This is a genomic window from Microbispora rosea, assembly GCF_900156315.1.
Classification (GTDB): domain Bacteria; phylum Actinomycetota; class Actinomycetes; order Streptosporangiales; family Streptosporangiaceae; genus Microbispora; species Microbispora rosea.
The window spans coordinates 1-15,792 of record NZ_FTNI01000001.1; the positions used below are offsets into that span (position 1 = coordinate 1).

Here is a 15,792-nt window from a genome sequence, read left to right on the forward strand (position 1 = left end):
CGGCTCGTCGGCGCCTCATGGCAGATCGTCCACCAACTGCACTCCGTGCTGCTGGCCGCCCATCGCGAACTGCCCCCGGAGCGGATCCGGGCCGTCCACGACCAGGCCCTGCACAGGGTCCAGGCGATCGTCGATCGCGGGCGACGCTCCGGCGTCTTCCGCGACGACCTGCCCGAACGGTGGCTCGTCACGACCGTGTTCAGCCTGATGCACGCCGCGGCGGAGGACACCGCCGCCGGCAGACTGGACGCCGGCGACGCCCCACGGGTCATCTCCGCGACGCTGCTCGCCGCCCTCACCGCGCCCGGCACGGCCGTACCCACACCCGCCCCGTAACCACCGCCGTCACCGGCCCGCCCCCGGCCCGCCCCCGGGCCGACGCCGCGAGCACGCCGCGCGAGCCGACGCCGCGCGGCCACGCGGCTCGGGTCACGCGGCTCGGCAGGGCCTCCGCCAGGGTGCCCTCTCAAGGCGCCAGACCTCCTCGCCACCGTGCCGCGACCGCGCGCGCCTCTCCCTATGGCGGCGACCTGGAGGACTGCTAGCACCTAAGTCGTACATATAGGTACGACTTAGGTGCTAGCCTGAAACTCGTACATGGGTGTACGGGTTATCGAATCGTGCACACCTTCCACCGACTCGGCGGCGCACTCGGGGGCGCCCCCTGTCCACCGTCGCCGCCGGTCGCGCATCAGACGCGCACCCCGCAATGCAACGAGATCCAGGAGAACGACGATGAGTAGCCACCGCTCGGCGCACGAGGGCGCCGGCACGACGACATCCGCCCGGCCCCTCCATCACCACGGCGCCGAGGACGGCACCCGGTATGTACGGGCGATGGTGAGGCTCACCGCGATGATCGGGGGCCCGTTCTTCCTGCTCACCGTCGTCCTGCACCCCGCCCGCGACGGACACGACATCGCGGCGGGCGCCCAGTGGTACGCCTTCACCCATTCCATGGAGGCCATCAGCCTGCTGATCCAGGCGACCTGCCTGGCCGGTGTCCTGGCTCTGGTCATGAACAGGTTCGGTCCGCGCGGACTCACCACGCTGTACACCGCCCTGGCCGGGACCATGCTCTGGTTCGGTCTGATCGTCTTCGACGGCGGCCACAACCCGGTGACCGCCAAGTACGCGCCCGACCTCGTGCACACCTCCAAGGACATCGACATCGAGGGCGGCATCATCGTGCTGGCCGCGAACATCGTCTTCCCGCTGGGATACGTCTTGCTCGCCCTGCTGCTCAACCGGTACGGACAACGGTTGACCGGCCTGCTCCTGGGATTCGGCGGCGTCGTCTACGCGATCGGCGGAACCGCGTCCCTGTTCGGCTTCGGACCGCACTCGATGATCACATCCGTCATCGAGATCGCCGGCGCCGCCCCGTACGCGCTGGGCTACGTGCTGCTCGGCCGCACCTTCGGACGGGCCCGGCAACTCTCCACCTGACGCCCTGGTCGCGCCGGCCTCCCCGCCGGGTGACCGCCGCGTTGCGGCCCTACGAGAAGGACGCCGTCGTCGGGTCGCGTGCCGTTGGTGGGTGGTGAACGCCACCAAGCACTGAAGGAGGCGCCCATCGGAGACCGGCAGCGGAAGCACGGAGGACCAATGGACACGACCGTACTGGTCGGCGGCCGCATCATCACCTGCGACGAACGCGGCACCATCGCCGAGGCCATCGCCATCCGCGACGGCCGGGTGCTGGCCGTGGGCGACAGCGACGCCGTCCGCGCTCAGGCCGGAACCGGCGCCCGGGTGGCCGACCTCGGCGGCGGCATCGTCATCCCCGGCCTGATCGACACCCACCCGCACCTGATGCACTTCGGCGCGCTCGCGGAGCCGCTGGTCGACCTCACGGACGTGAGCTGCCACGAGGACATCGTGGCCCGGATCGCCGCCCGGGCGGCCGTGACCCCACCGGGTGAGTGGATCATGACCACTCCCGTCGGCGAACCGCACTACTTCATCCGCCGGTCCTATCGCGATCTCGTCGAGGGCGTCCTGCCGCACCGCGACGTCCTCGACCGCGCGGCGCCTCGGCATCCGGTGTTCATCCAGGCGTGGGCACCGGTGGTGCCGAACGTCTGCGCCATGAACAGCCTCGCGCTCGACCTGCTGGACATCAGCCACGCCACCCCGGATCGCGTCGGCGACGTCTGGATCGAGAAGGACGCGGCCGGCCGTCCGACCGGACGCCTGCACGGCTCGGTGACCAACTACTACTGCGACGACCCGTTCATGAACGGCCTGCTCCGCCGGCTTCCGCTGCTGCAGCCCGAGGCGATCATCCCTGGGACGCGGCGGGCGATGCGCGCCTTCAACGCCCTCGGCGTCACCGCCGTGTACGAGGCGCACCTGATGACCTTCTCGCTCATCGAGTTCTACCGGTCGCTGCGCGACCAGGACCAGCTCACTCTCAGGGTGCTGTGCGCCCCAGAGGCCGAGCCCTTCGGGGTGGTGTGGAGCGACCCGCTGCAACCCCCCGGCTATCGGGAGCGGCTGGACCGGGCTCGCGACCTCACCGACCGCTCGGATCACATGTTCCGCGTCGACGGCGTCACCGTCTCGCCGTACGGCCCGTGCTGGCCGGGATTCGCCCGCATGCGCGAGGCGTACCAGGACCCGTACGGCAGGCAGACCCGAGGCCGGTCCACCGTGAGCCTGGAAAAGGTCGGTCAGGCGATTCGCTACTGCCACGAGAAGGGGGTGCGCCTCAACATCGTCACCTCAGGCCAAGCCGAGACCGACGGCGTGCTCGGCCGGCTCGAAGAGCTCGGGCACGCGCCCCTCACCACCGACGGCCGGGCCTGGCTGCTGCAGCACTTCTCCTTCGCCGAACCCGACCTGGTGCGACGCGCCGCCGCCCTCGGCCTCGACATCACGACCACCATGTCGTTCTCCTGGGGCAAAGGAGAGCTCGTTCGCGAACGGTTCGGCGCCCACCTGCTCCCCGACTTCATCCCCCTCGCCCGGCTCCTGGACTCCGGCCTGCACGTCGCCGCCGGCACCGACTGGGGACCCAAGAACGTCTTCGAACACATCGCTCTGGCCGTCGAACCCCGCTATGCCGCCGGCGGCGACGCCGCGGCGACCCCCGGTATCAGCCGCCGCCGGGCACTGGCCATGTGGACCAGCGAAGCCGCCCACGTCCTTCGCTGGGACGACATCGGATCGCTGCGACCCGGTAACCACGCCGACCTGGTCATCCTCGACCGCGACCCGCTCGCCTGCCCACTCGACGAGCTTCCCGGCACACAGGTCGTCACCACCATGCTCGGCGGTGAGACCGTCACGGGGCCCGACCCCACGGAGTGACTCACCGCTCCTCTTCGCGGCGGCAGGGCGTCGCGACTCTCGTCATGCCGGGTCCGAGGGAGCAGAACGCCGTGGCGGTCGTGCCGCCCGCGGACCCGGCTGGGCTCATCACGGCCGAAGGAACCGCCGGGCCTTTCGCGGACGCCGCTATTCGCTGCCGCCGGCCGCCTGCTGGGGCGATGTCTCAAGGGCCGCCCTCCGCGGCTCGCCGCGGTAGGTGCCGAACGACCAGAGGTTGTCCTCCCGGTCGCGGACGACGAACTCGCGGGAGCCGTAGTCGGTGTCGTGCGGCTCCTGGACGATCCGCGCCCCCGCGGCGGTCGCCCGGGCGAACAACGCGTCGGGATCGTCGGTCACGGCGTACGCGCCGAACGAGCCGGGGGTGAGGCTCCACTTGTCGTCCGGCGTGTCCCGGACGCTGCCCAGCATGATCCCGCCGCCGTGCGGCCAGGAGAGCTGGGCGTGGTCGACGTGGTCGCCCTCGCCGTAGACGGCGGTCTCCTCGAAGCCGAACGCCTCGACGAGGAAGGCGATCAGGGCGCGTGCTTCCCTGGCCCGCAGCGTGGGCCATACCTGCGGTGCTGGTGTGGTGTCGTTCATGCCACCGAGTCTGGAGAGCCGTCCCCCAGGCCGGCTTGGACGTTTCGGAACAGCTCGCTGCCGTGGCCGCCCTCATCGGCCAGCCAGCGACTGGGCGAGCACCCGGCGAACGCGCCGAACTCGCGGGCGAGATGCGCCTGGTCGTAGAACCCGCACTCGGCCGCCGCGTCGGCCAGCGTGAGCCGCCGTCCGGACGCCGCCGCGCCCTGCAGCAGACGGCGGACCCGGTCGAACCGCACGACCCGCGCCGCCTCCTTGGGGGACAGGCCGATCTCCTCCCGGAACCGGCCGTTGAGGTGCCTGGTGCTCCATCCCGTCTCGTGGGCGAGACCGGACACGGTGACCCGCCCGCCGGCGGTCAGCATCCGCCGCCACGCGCGCGCCACCTCGGCCGGGTGCGCCCGGGTGGGGCGGGCGTGCCGGGATAGGACCGAGTCGAGGACGGCGAAGCGCTCGTCCCAGCCCCGCGCCGCAAGCAGGCGCTCGCGCAGCTCGCCCGCCAGCCGGCCGAGCACCTCGGCGCCGTCCAGGTCGAGGCCGGACAGCTCCCCGGCGGGCAGCCCGAGCAGGGCCCGCGCACCGAGCGGCGTCAGCGCGAGCTGCACGCCCGACTGCCGCCCGTCGTGCGTGATCAGTGCGGGGCTGGTGTGCAGCCCGCCGACCAGCGTGTCGTACGACCCGGGAGGGGTGCGCGGATCGGGGTGCGCCGCGACGACGAGCGGATCGTCGAGCGTGACGATCATCGTCAGGTAGGGCGACGGCAGGCCGCGGTGCGTGGCCGGCGGAACCCCGGCCTCGCGGTAGCCGCTGTACCACGCGACCAGCGGACGCAGCGCGGGAGCGGGCCGCCGGTGCAGGTAGCGTGCCTCGTCGCGCTCGTCTTGCTTGCCCGCAGTCCGCCGTGTCGCTGCCATCGGCCGGTCCTCCTTCCCGCCCTCCCAGTCTCCACGAAGGAGCGCACGGCGGCCATCGTCGCGGCGGTTCCCGTGTCCGCGGCAGGCGGTCAGACGGCCCCTTCGGCCCCTTCGGCGTCCAGGTCGCGGGACAGCAGGTCCGCGAGGGCGGCGAGGGCCTCCTCCGCCCCCGGGCCCTCGGCCTCCAGGGTGACCTCGGTGCCGTGCCCGGCGCCGAGGGTCAGCACGCCCAGCATGCTGTTGGCGGGGACGGCCTTCCCGCCGCCCACACGGATGCGTACGGGCACCGTCTGCCGCGCCGCCGCCTCGACGAAGATCTTGGCGGGTCGGGCGTGCAGGCCGGAGCGCGAGGCGACCGCCACTGTCCTTTCCGGCATCGCGTTCCTCTCAGGGCTCGGTTGACGAGCTCGATCTCAGGGCTTGATTTCAGGGCTCGATGGTGACCTTGATGGCGGCGCCGCGGGCGACGACGTCGATGGCGTCCATGACCTCGTCCAGGCCGAGGCGATGGGTGATCAGGTCGGCGACCGGCACCGCCCCCTCGGCGATGAGCCGCAGGGCGCGGGCGTTGTGCGCGGGGCTCGACCCGTTGGCGCCGACGATGGTGAGCTCCCGGTAGTGCACCAGGTTGGAGTCGCACGCGATGATCGGGTCGTCCTTCGGCAGTCCGCCGAAGAAGCTGATCCGGCCCTGCCGCGCCGCCATCTGCAACGCCTGCTGCTGGGCCGCACCGGAGGCCGCCGCGGTGATCACCACGTCGGCGCCCCGGCCCCCGGTGAGCTTGAGCACCTCGTCCACGAGGTCGGTCTCGCCGGAGCAGATCGCCGCGTCCGGCCGCACGAGGTCGGCCGCCATCGTGAGGCGTTCGGCGTTCAGGTCGGCGAGGAAGACCCGGGCCGCGCCGCGCGAGCGGGCCAGCCGCACGTGCAGGCAGCCGATCGGGCCCGAGCCGACGACGACCACGTCGTCGCCCTCGCCGACGCGGGCCAGCTCCTGCCCGTTGAGCACGCACGCGAGCGGCTCGGCGAGGGACGCCTCGGCGAACCCGACCCCGTCGGGGATGCGGTTGAGCCCGTCCACGGCGAGCACTTTGGCCGGCACGACCATGTACTGCGCGAAGCCGCCGTCGTAGTGGTAGCCCATCGACTCCTGGTTGGGGCAGACCGTGAGGTGACCCCGGCGGCACTCCTCGCACGTGCCGCACGGGATCGCGGCGATCACCTGCACCCGGTCGCCCGGGCTCCAGCCGGTGACGCCCTCGCCGAGCTCCACGATCTCCCCGGCGATCTCGTGGCCCATCACCCGGGGCGGCCTGATGTGGTGATGTCCGAACCGATAGATCTTCACGTCCGTGCCGCACGTCGAGCAGTTGCGTACGCGGATCTTGACCTCGCCGGGGTGGGCGACGGGCTCGGGCACCTCCTCCAGGCGGATGTCCCCGGGAGCATGGAAACGGGCGACTTTCACTCGGAGTCTTCCTCTCCGTCCGGTTGCAGCAGATGGATGACCTCGTCGACCTCGGTGGCCCCGCGCAGGGCCGCGGCGCGGTCCGGGTCGAGCAGGATCTGGGCGAGCTCCGACAGCAGCCGCAGATGGCCGTCCCCGCGGGCCGCGATGCCGACGCACACCGTCACCTGCTCGCCGTGCCAGTCGACGCCGTCGGGGAAGCGCAGCACGCAGAGGGCGTCGTGGCGGACCGCCTCCTTCGAGGTCAGCGTGCCGTGGGGGATCGCGACGCCCTCGCCGACGTACGTGGAGATCGACCGCTCGCGTTCGAGCATGGCCTCGGTGTAGCTCCCGTCGACCGCGCCGACCTCTTGGAGGACCGCGCCGCACTGCCGGATGGCGTCCTCGACGTCCGTCGCGGTCGCGGCCGTCCGTACGGCGCGGGGATCGAGGGGGAGCGGGGCCGTGCCGGCCCGGTCAGCCATCGATCGTTCCCCCGTTCTTGATGGCGGTGACGACCCGCGCCACGGCCGGGTCGCCGATGAAGACCTGGAACGGCACGAGCACGACGCCGGGGGCGCTCGCCCTGGCCCGGTCGGCCAGCCCGGTGTGGCACACGATCACGTCGGCGTCCCCGGGGATCGAGTTGACCGGGGTGTGCTCCACGCTGACCGGGGTGCCCTTGAGCTGCTTGCGCAGCGTGCTCGCCAGCATGACGCTGCTGCCCATGCCCGCGTCGCAGGCCACGATGAGCTTGCGGACGTCCTTGCCCTCGATGCTGGACACGGTTCTACGCCTCCTTGGTGGCGGGCACGCTCTCGGCCGCCGTCTCGCCGGTTGTGTCGCGGTTCTCGCCGCTCGTGATGGTGGTGTCGTTCGTGTTCGTGTCGTTCGTGTTCGTGTCGTTAGGAGCCGTGCCCTGCGCCGGGTCGTCCGCCTGGTCGCCGTTGGCGCGGCCGAAGCCGAGCAGCGCGGCGGCGACGGCGAAGGAGACGGCCGTCGCGATCACGATCCCGGCGATCACTCCGAACCAGCCGCCCTTCGGGGTCACGGCCATGTAGGCGAAGATGCTGCCCGGCGACGGCGTCGCGACCAGGCCCGCCCCGGTGACCAGGAAGGTGAGCACGCCCGAGGCGCCGCCGGCGATCACCGCGAGGATCAGCCGCGGCTTCATCAGCACGTACGGGAAGTAGATCTCGTGGATGCCGCCGAAGAAGTGGATGATCATCGCGGCCGGAGTGCTGGGACGCAGCGACCTCGGGCCGAACAGCAGGTAGGCGATCAGCAGGCCGAGGCCCGGGCCGGGGTTGGACTCCAGCATGAACAGGATCGACTTGCCGTGCTTGACCGACTCGGCGACGCCCAGCGGCCCGAGCACGCCGTGGTTGATCGCGTTGTTGAGGAACAGCACCTTGGCCGGCTCGATGATGACCGAGGCGATCGGCAGGAGCGAGTGGCTGATGAGCCACTCGACGCCGCTGCCCGCCACCTCGGTGACCTTCTCCACGATCGGGCCGATGGCGAGGACACCGGCGATCGCCATGACGGCGCCGATGATGCCGGCGGTGAAGTTGTCGACCAGCATTTCGAAGCCGGCCTTGGTCCGTTCGGCGGTGAACCGGTCGACGTACTTGAGGATCAGCGCGGCCAGCGGGCCGATGATCATCGCGCCGAGGAACATCGGAACGTCCGCCCCGACGACCACGCCCATCGTGGCGACGGCGCCGACGACCGCGCCGCGCTGTGCGTGGACCATCCGGCCACCGGTGTAGCCGATGAGCACCGGAAGGAGGGTGCTGATTATCGGGCCGACGAGCTCGGCGAGTGTCTTGTTCGGCAGCCACCCGGTCGGGATGAACAGGGCCGTGATGAGGCCCCAGGCGATGAAGGCGCCGATGTTGGGCATGATCATCCCGGCGAGATGGCCGCCGAAGCGCTGGATCGTGGCCCGCACACCGGTGCCGGTGACGGTGGGGGTATAGGGCGTGGCCATTGACGTGCTCCTTTGGGGGGCGACCGGCCTGGCTGGCCGGGTTGTGAGGGGGGTGGACCGCTGTCATCCCCCGGGTTATGAGCGAGCGGACCGGATGTGTCGTGTGACGCGGAGCGGACGGAGCGGATGAAGCGTTCGAGCCGGAGCGGGTGAGTCCGAGCCGACAGCGGGCTGGGGGAGGGCGAGTGAGCCGGCGGGCGCCGTGTGGGGCTCACACGCCCCCGGGCGCCGGGCGCGGAGGTGGCGTGAGCGGCCGGGCCGGGTCGGGCGGACCGATCCGGACGTTGGTGCGATCGATGTCGGCCGGGCCGGGCATCCGGCTGCCGGGCAGCCCCACGGCGGCACCGGCCCAGGCGAGGCCCTCGGCGAGGGCAGTCGCGCCGCGGGCCCCCGCGGCGAGGAAGCCCGCCAGCAGGGCGTCGCCCGCGCCCACGCTGCTGCGCGGCTCCTCGACCGCGCATTCGCCGTACCAGACCTGGTCGTCGTGCTCCACCAGCAGCGCGCCGTCCGTCCCGAGGCTGGTCAGGACCGACCGCGCGCCCATGGCGCGCAACTTGCCGACCGCGTCGAGCACGTCGCCGACACAGGCGATCGACGTGCCGGTCGCCTCGGCCAGCTCGTCGCGGTTCGGCTTGATCAGCGCGGGGCCGGCGTTCACCGCGGACACGAGGGCGGGGCCGCTGGTGTCGACCGCCAGATTGATGCCGGCCTCGGCGAACCGGCGGCACAGTCCGGCGTAGACGTCCACCGGCACACCGGGCGGGAGGCTGCCCGAGGCGACCACCCAGTCGGCCGACCGGGCGGCGTCGAGCACGGCGCCCGCCAGCGTGTCGAGCTCGGCGGGGGTCAGCGCGGTGCCCGGCTCGTTGACCTTGGTGATGGTGCCGTCGGGCTCGGCGATCGCGACGTTGGACCTGGTGGGGCCCTCGACCGGCACGGGGATCATGTCGATGCCCTCCGCCGACAGCAGGTCGAGGAGCCGGCGCCCCTCGCTGCCGCCGTACGGGATGACCGCGCACGACCGTACGTCGTTGGCCAGCAGGGCCCGCGACACGTTGACGCCCTTGCCGCCGGGGTCGAGGTGGGTGGCGGCCGCCCGGATGACGGCACCGCGGGTGAGCTCGCCGACCTCGATCGTGCGGTCGAGGCTGGGGTTGAGGGTCAGGGTGAGGATCACGCCCGGACCACCTCCGGCCCGGCGGCGGCCAGCGCGGCGGCCTGGTCGGGGTCGAGCCCGGTGTCGGTGATGACGACGTCGATCTCGCCGAGCGTGGCGAAGCGCGCCAGATAGGTGCCGGAGAACTTGGTGTGATCGGCCAGCAGGACGGCGCGGTCGGCGCAGGCGATCATCGCCCGCTTGATCGCCGCCTCGGCCGGATCGGGGGTGGTCAGGCCCTTGGCCACCGAGCAGCCGTTGGTTGCCATGAAGGCCACGTCCACGTTGAGCTGTGACAACTGCTGGATGGCCCAGTCCTCCACGGTCGCCAGCGTCCGGCCGCGCACCCGGCCGCCCAGCATGAGCACGGTCAGGTTGGGGCGGGCCGCCAGCACCGTGGCCAGCGGAGGCGAGTTCACGACGACGGTGAGCTCGCGGTCCGGAGGGAGGGCCTGCACGAGCCGGCTCGTCGTGGAGCCCGCGTCGATGACCACGGAGCCGTCCTCGGGGAGTTCGGCCAGGGCGGCCTTGGCGATGCGCTCCTTCTCGGCCGTCAGCACCTCGTCCCTGGCGGCCAGTGCGGGCTCGAACCCCAGGCGCTCGACCGGGATCGCGCCGCCGTGCACGCGCCGCAGGACGCCCGCGCGCTCCAGTGCGGTCAGGTCGCGGCGGATCGTCTCCGTCGTGACGCCGAACCGCTCGGCCAGCGTCACCACGTCGACCCGGCCGGCGTCGCGGGCCGCCCGCAGGATCTCCTGCTGCCGCTCCTCGGCGTACATCGTGTTGGTTCACCGCCGTTTCGATGTTGTTTCGTATGTGTTTATACCTGCCTGTGTTGGAGGGTCAAGGGCAGTCAACGTAACGAAACGGACACCCGGCGTTGTGAGGAGGGGCGTGGGGCGCCTGGTCCACCGTGTCCGCGAAGGCCGGCCGGCCCGCGCGGCGCGAACCGGCCGGCGTCGCCGCAGCGGTCAGTCGCGGGGACGCGCGATGAGCGCGGCCGTCACCTGGTGCGCCCGCGCGTTGAGACGGCGGACGAAATCGACGAACTTCTCCAGCTGGTCGTCGTCGTAGTCGGAGACGACCGCCAGGAACTCCGCCTCCATGGTGCTGAAGATCTCCTCAAGTGCCGCCTCGTGTCGTCCGGTCGAGTGGATCAGCACCTTGCGGCGGTCGAGGGTGTCCCGGCGCCGTTCGACGAAGCCGCCGCGTTCGAGCCGGTCGACGACCGACGTGACGGCCGACGTGCTCAGGCCGGTGAGCTCGGCCAGCCGTCCCGCCGTCAGCTCCGGCTCGTGGCGGGCCAGATCGAGGCACTTCAAATCGGTCGGGCCGAGGCCGAAGCGGTCCGCGATCGCCTGGTGCAGCACGAGTCCGCGGCCGGCGTTCTCGCGCATCGCCTCCATGAGGGATCGCAGGGCCTTGGATCGGTGGGTTGACACGAGCGCTCCACATCGTTCATAAGTAGATATCTCGATGAGTCGAGATTTCCCAAGAGTCGGACGAATCTTATCGTGAGGGGCCGATCATGACTATGGAGTCCGTACCCGTCCTCGTCGTCGGAGCGGGTCTGGCCGGGCTGTCCACCGCGATGTTCCTCGGTCTGCACGGGGTGTCCGCGCTCGTCGTGGAACGCCATGCGGGACTGTCGACCCAGCCGAAGGCGCGGGGCCAGATGCCTCCGACGATGGAGGCGCTCGCCACGGCCGGTGTGGCCGGACGGTTCCTGGAGGCCGCGCCGCCCGGGGGGACCGAGAGCATCATCGTGATCGCCGAAAGCGTCACCGGCAGGGTCCTGCACGACTTCGTGCAGACCGCGCCGGACTTATCCGCCTTATCTGCTGCTCCCATGGCTGCGACAAGTCAGGAACGGGCGGAGCGCATCCTCGCCGGCAGGGCCGTCCAGCTGGGAGCCGAGATCAGGTTCTCCACCACCCTGGAGTCGTTCCGGCAGGAGGAGGACGGGGTCGTCGCCACGCTCCTCGACACCACCGGCGGGCGGCGGCGGACGGTGACCTCCCGCTTCCTGGTCGGCGCGGACGGCCACAAGGGCACGATCAGGGAAGCCGCCGGCATCGCGGCGCACGGGCGGACCTCGCCCCGGCCCGCCCGGACGATGTTCCTGCAGTTCGAGGCCGATCTCGACGTCACGCTCAAGGGAGCCGCCTTCGGCCTGTTCTACCTCCGCAACCCCGCCCTGCCTGGCGGATCGGTCACCGTGGTCACCACCGATCACCCCGGCAGGTACGTCGTGAGCTGTGTGTTCGGCCCGGATGAGGAACCCGATCGGGACGGGCTCACCGAGATGATCCGCATCGCCTGCGGCGTGCCGGACCTGGACGTGACGATCGTGGACGCGGCGTGGTCCTCCTCGGGCGAGCATGTCACCCGCATCGCCGGCGCCTTCCACTCCGGGCGGGTCCTCCTCGCCGGTGACGCCGCCCACCTGATGCCGCCGACCGGCGGGCAGGGCGGCAACACCGCCGTCATGGACGGGTATCACCTCGCCTGGAGGCTCGCGTACACGCTGGCCGGTGTCGCGGGTCCCGGACTGGTCGCCTCCTACGACGCCGAGCGCCGTCCGTACGCCGACGCCCTCGCCGAGCAGCAGTACGCGAACATGATTCAGCGGCAGACGCCGCATCTGCGCGACGACACGGTCGCGGAGATCATGGATCCCGCGGTCGGGCTGTTCGGGTACGTCTGCCCGTCGGGGGCGTTCGTCCGCGAACCGGGCGAGGAGCGCCCGCTCTTCGAGGATCCGGCCGCGCCTTCGGGACGTCCGGGGACCCGGGCGCCCCATGTTCGGCTCAGCCGGGAGGGCACGCCGATCTCGGCCCGCGATCTGTTCGGCACCGGGTTCACGGTGCTCGCCGGCGCCGGGGGAGGGGCCTGGGAGAAGGCGGCGGCCGAGGCCGCGCGGACTCTGCGCGTCCCCGTCGAGACGTACGTCGTCGGCGCCGGGCCGGTGCTCGGCGACCCGGACGGCCGGTTCCCCACCGCGTACGGGATCACCTCGACCGGGGCCGTGCTCGTACGGCCGGACGGGATCATCGCCTGGCGGTCGCCCACTGAGGCCGGCCTCGTGGAGCTGGAAGGCGTGCTGTGCAGAGTGCTCGCGTGAGCGGCTAGGGTGCTGGGCTCGTGAGATCGCGCGGGGAGGTGCCGATGCGCCCGTCGGGGCAGGAATGGGCGAAGGTGCGGCGACGCCTGGACGGGCACCGGCACGAGCTGGCCGTCGCGGCGGATCGGCTCTATCCCGGGCCGGCCAGGGCCGGATCGACGCGTCTGCTCACCCGGGACGGCTGGACTGCGACCCCATGGACCCTGGCCACGCCGCTCGACCTGCGCGAGGTGCGGCTCGGCTGGGTGGAGGACGCTCCCGCGCCCACTGTCACGGGCCGCGAACCGGAGGCGGCGGCTCTGCTGCCGGAGGGCGCGGACGCCTACCCGGACGCGCTGGGGACGCTCGCCCGCCCCCGGCTCTTCGAGGACCGCACCTGCTACCGGCTGCTGGACGTCGCCTGGCCGGAGCTGACCTTCACCCGCGCACGCTACTTCGACGGCGTGAGCGTGGGAGAGGCGGCCGCCCACGAGTTCGCCGCGCGCGAGCTCCCCGGGCATGAGTCCGACGGGCAGGGGTTCGACGGGCAGGGGTTCGACGGGCATGGGGGCGGGCGGCCGCTGCCGTTCCGCGCGCTCGTGGGCGATCCCACCGACCTGAGCCGGCGGCCCGCGCTCTGCGCGATCTCCACCCTGACGCTGCGCCACGATCGCCGTACGGGCGAGACGTCGTTCGTCCTGCACTGGCGTGACCCGGCCCGGGTGGCGCACGGCGGCGGGCTCTACCAGGTCATGCCGGTCGGGGTGTTCCAGCCCGCGCACGAGTCCGCGGACGCGGAGAAGGCCGACCTCGACCTGTGGAAGTGCGTGGTCCGCGAGTACGCCGAGGAGTTCCTTGGGCGGGGAGAGGAGTACGGCGACGGGTTCGACTACGAGAGCTGGCCGCTTTACCGGCTGCTGACGGACGCCCGCGAGGACGGCCGGGTGCGTTCCCTCGTGCTGGGCGTGGGGGTCGATCCGCTGACCTTCGCGACCGACTTCCTCACGGTGACCGTGCTGGAGGCGGAGACGTTCGACGCCGTCTTCGGCGAAATCGCCGCCTCCAACAGCGAGGGCCGGATCGTCGGCCGCGTCCCGTTCGACGCGGAGACCGTGCGCCGGCACGTCCGCGACGAGCCGATGCAGGCGGCGGGCGCGGCCGTGCTGGACCTCGCCTGGAGGCACCGCGAGGATCTGCTGTAGTCACACGAACGCCGTCCCCACCGGCCGGTCAGGCCGAGGGGGACGGCGTGTCGAGAGAGGACGGTCAGCCGGCGGAGGCGAGCGCGCCTTCGCCGCCCACGATCGGCAGCGTCACCGTGCTCTTCGTCGTGTCGAGGTACAGCAGCGCGCCGGGGGCGGGCCGGATGGTGTACTCGTAGTCGCTCGACAGCAGCACGACCCCGAGCCGGTGCCCGGCGGGGAAGATGTAGTCGTGCGGCTGCATGTCGAAGTCGAGGCGGTAGGGCGTGCCCGGCTTGACCGGCTCGGTCTGCCAGATCGACTTGCGGTTCTGCGGGTCGGTCCAGCCCCGGGTGATGATCTTCGCCTTGCCGTTCTGGTCGTAGTCGACGAGCAGCGCGGTGACGTTCGCCGCCGGCTGGCCGAAGGACATCCGCAGCGACACCCGCGGCGTGCCGCTGAGCCTGGCCGGCGCGGTCAGCGCCGCCGACTTGTACGCCAGGCGGTTGGGCGAGGTGGCGGCGTCGGCGAGGGTCTGCGCCGGCTTGGTGGCGTCGTCGACGATCGTCTCGGTCACCGGCTTGCCCTTACGGGTCTTGTCCGGAGTGAGCACGCCGGCCGCGCCGCCGTCGCCGGGGGCGAGGTTGAGCTCGGTGTCCGCGGCGGCGGGGTCGGGCCACTCGGCGTACTGCACCAGGGTCCTGTCCTCGCGCTGCACGAGGGCGCGCGGGTCGTTCTCCACGCCGTTCTGGTAATTCCAGAGGTAGCGGGTGAACCAGCGGTTGAGCACGTCGACGCTGGGGGAGCCGCCGTGCCCGCCCTGGTGCAGGTAGATCTTGTGCGGCACCCCGCGGGCCTTGAGCGCCTCGTACCACTGCGCGGCGTGCTTGGTCTTGACGTTCCAGTCGTTGAGGCCGTGCGCGACCAGCACCGCGGCGTGGACCTTGTCCACGTCGTTCATGTAGTTGCGCTCGTCCCAGAAGGCGTTGTAGTCGCCGGTCTCGCGGTCCTGCGCCTTCGCGAGCTCCTCGATGACGCTCCGGCAGACCTGCTGGTCCGCGCGCGTGTAGACGTACTCGGCGAGCACGTCGGTGTCCTCGCCCTGGTAGCCGCCGGCGGCGACGACGGCGCCGTTCGCCCGGTAGTAGTCGTACCAGCTGGAGATCGCCGAGATCGGCACGATGGCCTCCAGCCCGTCGACGCCGGTGCTCGCGACCGCGTTGGGCAGGGTGCCGTTGTACGAGGTGCCGATCATGCCGACCTTGCCGGTCGTCCAGGTCGCCTTGACCTCCTGCCCGGAGGCGTCGTACGCCTTCGCGCGGCCGTTCAGCCAGTCGACGACGGACTTGGCGCCGATGGTCTCGTTGCGCCCGCCGGTGGTCGGGCAGCCGTCGGACTGGCCGCTGCCCAGCGACTCGGCGTGGACCACCGCGAAACCGCGGGGCAGCCAGTTGGACTCGTGGCTGGTGCTGATGACCGGCTGCGGGCCGCTCGCCGAGAGGGACGCGTCGGCGCCGCCGTCCCCGGAATCGTCCGCGGCCGCGGCGGACAGGCGCTCGTCGGTGGCCGGGTCGAGCAGCGTGCCGCCGCGGTTCAGCCAGCCCTTGCCCGGGCGGACCGCCTGGTGGAGCTCGTGGTCGACGTCGTGGTTGGCGATGTCGTTGCCGCCGGCGTAGTAGGGGCTGACCTCGTAGACCACGGGCGACTTCAGGCCGGCCGTCTCGGTCTCCCGCAGGCGGGTGACCTCGGCGTGCACCCGGTCGTTCCGCCCGTCGCCGTCGCTGTCGACCGGGGTCTCGACCCACACCTCCTCGCGGATCCAGTCGTTCCTGTTGGACGAGAACACCGGCTGGGCCATGCCGTCCTGGATCACCGGTCCGACGGGGGCGGCCGCGGTCGCGGGGGCCGAGTTCACGGCGAGCCCCGTGACGGTGGTGGCGACGGCCAGGCCCAGCGCCGCCGCGCTGCGGCGTGCGGCACCCTTACGGCGTGACGCGGCTGGCGGGACGAGGCCAGGCGTCACCCGGCGCGATGAGGACATCGAGAACCTTCCACGAACGATCGGGGGGACTCTGGGCCGGGAG

General features: G+C 71.9%; 15 protein-coding genes and 1 pseudogene. 5 read left to right on the forward strand and 11 right to left on the reverse strand.

Going from position 1 to position 15,792, the window contains the following annotated elements; translation table 11 throughout:
* The 3 genes and pseudogenes from BXA11_RS42960 to BXA11_RS00015 form a co-directional block, all read left to right on the forward strand.
* Positions 1-336: pseudogene (locus BXA11_RS42960) on the forward strand (TetR/AcrR family transcriptional regulator); the annotation flags it as partial.
* Between the two features lie 399 nt (positions 337-735).
* The gene (locus BXA11_RS00010) at positions 736-1,449 is read left to right on the forward strand and encodes a hypothetical protein (protein ID WP_076431702.1); all 714 of its coding nucleotides are present in this window, start codon (positions 736-738) and stop codon (positions 1,447-1,449) included.
* A 159-nt stretch (positions 1,450-1,608) separates the two neighbouring features.
* Positions 1,609-3,315, forward strand: coding sequence for an amidohydrolase (locus tag BXA11_RS00015; protein ID WP_076431704.1), 1,707 nt, complete (start codon positions 1,609-1,611; stop codon positions 3,313-3,315).
* A 147-nt stretch (positions 3,316-3,462) separates the two neighbouring features.
* Here BXA11_RS00015 and BXA11_RS00020 read toward each other — a convergent pair whose 3' ends face one another.
* The 10 genes from BXA11_RS00020 to BXA11_RS00065 form a co-directional block, all read right to left on the reverse strand.
* Complete coding sequence (locus BXA11_RS00020; RefSeq protein WP_076431706.1) at positions 3,463-3,915, reverse strand: VOC family protein; 453 nt, start codon at positions 3,913-3,915, stop codon at positions 3,463-3,465.
* Complete coding sequence (locus BXA11_RS00025; protein WP_083743843.1) at positions 3,912-4,829, reverse strand: helix-turn-helix domain-containing protein; 918 nt, start codon at positions 4,827-4,829, stop codon at positions 3,912-3,914. The genes BXA11_RS00020 and BXA11_RS00025 overlap by 4 nt, the downstream gene beginning before the upstream one ends.
* Before the next feature lie 89 nt (positions 4,830-4,918).
* Positions 4,919-5,206, reverse strand: coding sequence for an HPr family phosphocarrier protein (locus BXA11_RS00030; RefSeq protein ID WP_076431708.1), 288 nt, complete (start codon positions 5,204-5,206; stop codon positions 4,919-4,921).
* A 49-nt stretch (positions 5,207-5,255) separates the two neighbouring features.
* Complete coding sequence (locus BXA11_RS00035; protein WP_076431710.1) at positions 5,256-6,296, reverse strand: zinc-dependent dehydrogenase; 1,041 nt, start codon at positions 6,294-6,296, stop codon at positions 5,256-5,258.
* Positions 6,293-6,760, reverse strand: a complete 468-nt coding sequence (locus tag BXA11_RS00040) for a PTS mannitol transporter subunit IIA (RefSeq protein ID WP_076431713.1) — start codon at positions 6,758-6,760, stop codon at positions 6,293-6,295. The genes BXA11_RS00035 and BXA11_RS00040 overlap by 4 nt, the downstream gene beginning before the upstream one ends.
* The gene (locus tag BXA11_RS00045) at positions 6,753-7,061 is read right to left on the reverse strand and encodes a PTS sugar transporter subunit IIBC family protein (protein WP_076431715.1); all 309 of its coding nucleotides are present in this window, start codon (positions 7,059-7,061) and stop codon (positions 6,753-6,755) included. Before BXA11_RS00045 ends, BXA11_RS00040 begins: the two co-directional genes overlap by 8 nt.
* A gap of 4 nt (positions 7,062-7,065) precedes the next feature.
* Positions 7,066-8,268, reverse strand: coding sequence for a mannitol-specific PTS transporter subunit IIC (gene mtlA, locus BXA11_RS00050; protein WP_083743844.1), 1,203 nt, complete (start codon positions 8,266-8,268; stop codon positions 7,066-7,068).
* Positions 8,269-8,479: 211 nt separating this feature from the next.
* Positions 8,480-9,445 (reverse strand): 1-phosphofructokinase, encoded by a 966-nt coding sequence (pfkB, locus tag BXA11_RS00055; RefSeq protein ID WP_076431717.1) that lies wholly within the window; start codon positions 9,443-9,445, stop codon positions 8,480-8,482.
* Entirely contained in the window at positions 9,442-10,203 is a 762-nt protein-coding gene (locus tag BXA11_RS00060; protein WP_030508303.1) for a DeoR/GlpR family DNA-binding transcription regulator, read from the reverse strand. The genes pfkB and BXA11_RS00060 overlap by 4 nt, the downstream gene beginning before the upstream one ends.
* A 192-nt stretch (positions 10,204-10,395) precedes the next feature.
* Positions 10,396-10,866 carry a MarR family winged helix-turn-helix transcriptional regulator gene (locus tag BXA11_RS00065; protein ID WP_143734019.1) on the reverse strand — a complete coding sequence of 157 codons (471 nt, stop codon included), beginning with the start codon at positions 10,864-10,866 and terminating at the stop codon, positions 10,396-10,398.
* Between the two features lie 86 nt (positions 10,867-10,952).
* Between BXA11_RS00065 and BXA11_RS00070 the strand changes: the two genes are divergently transcribed.
* Positions 10,953-12,548, forward strand: a complete 1,596-nt coding sequence (locus tag BXA11_RS00070) for an FAD-dependent monooxygenase (RefSeq protein WP_204053463.1) — start codon at positions 10,953-10,955, stop codon at positions 12,546-12,548.
* 20 nt (positions 12,549-12,568) lie between these two features.
* The gene (locus tag BXA11_RS00075; protein ID WP_204053464.1) at positions 12,569-13,729 is read left to right on the forward strand and encodes a hypothetical protein; all 1,161 of its coding nucleotides are present in this window, start codon (positions 12,569-12,571) and stop codon (positions 13,727-13,729) included.
* 64 nt (positions 13,730-13,793) lie between these two features.
* Here the strand turns inward: BXA11_RS00075 and BXA11_RS00080 are convergent, their stop codons facing one another.
* A complete protein-coding gene (locus BXA11_RS00080) occupies positions 13,794-15,749 on the reverse strand; it encodes a Xaa-Pro dipeptidyl-peptidase (protein ID WP_081903572.1) in 1,956 nt (651 codons plus the stop codon).
* Positions 15,750-15,792: the final 43 nt, after the last annotated feature.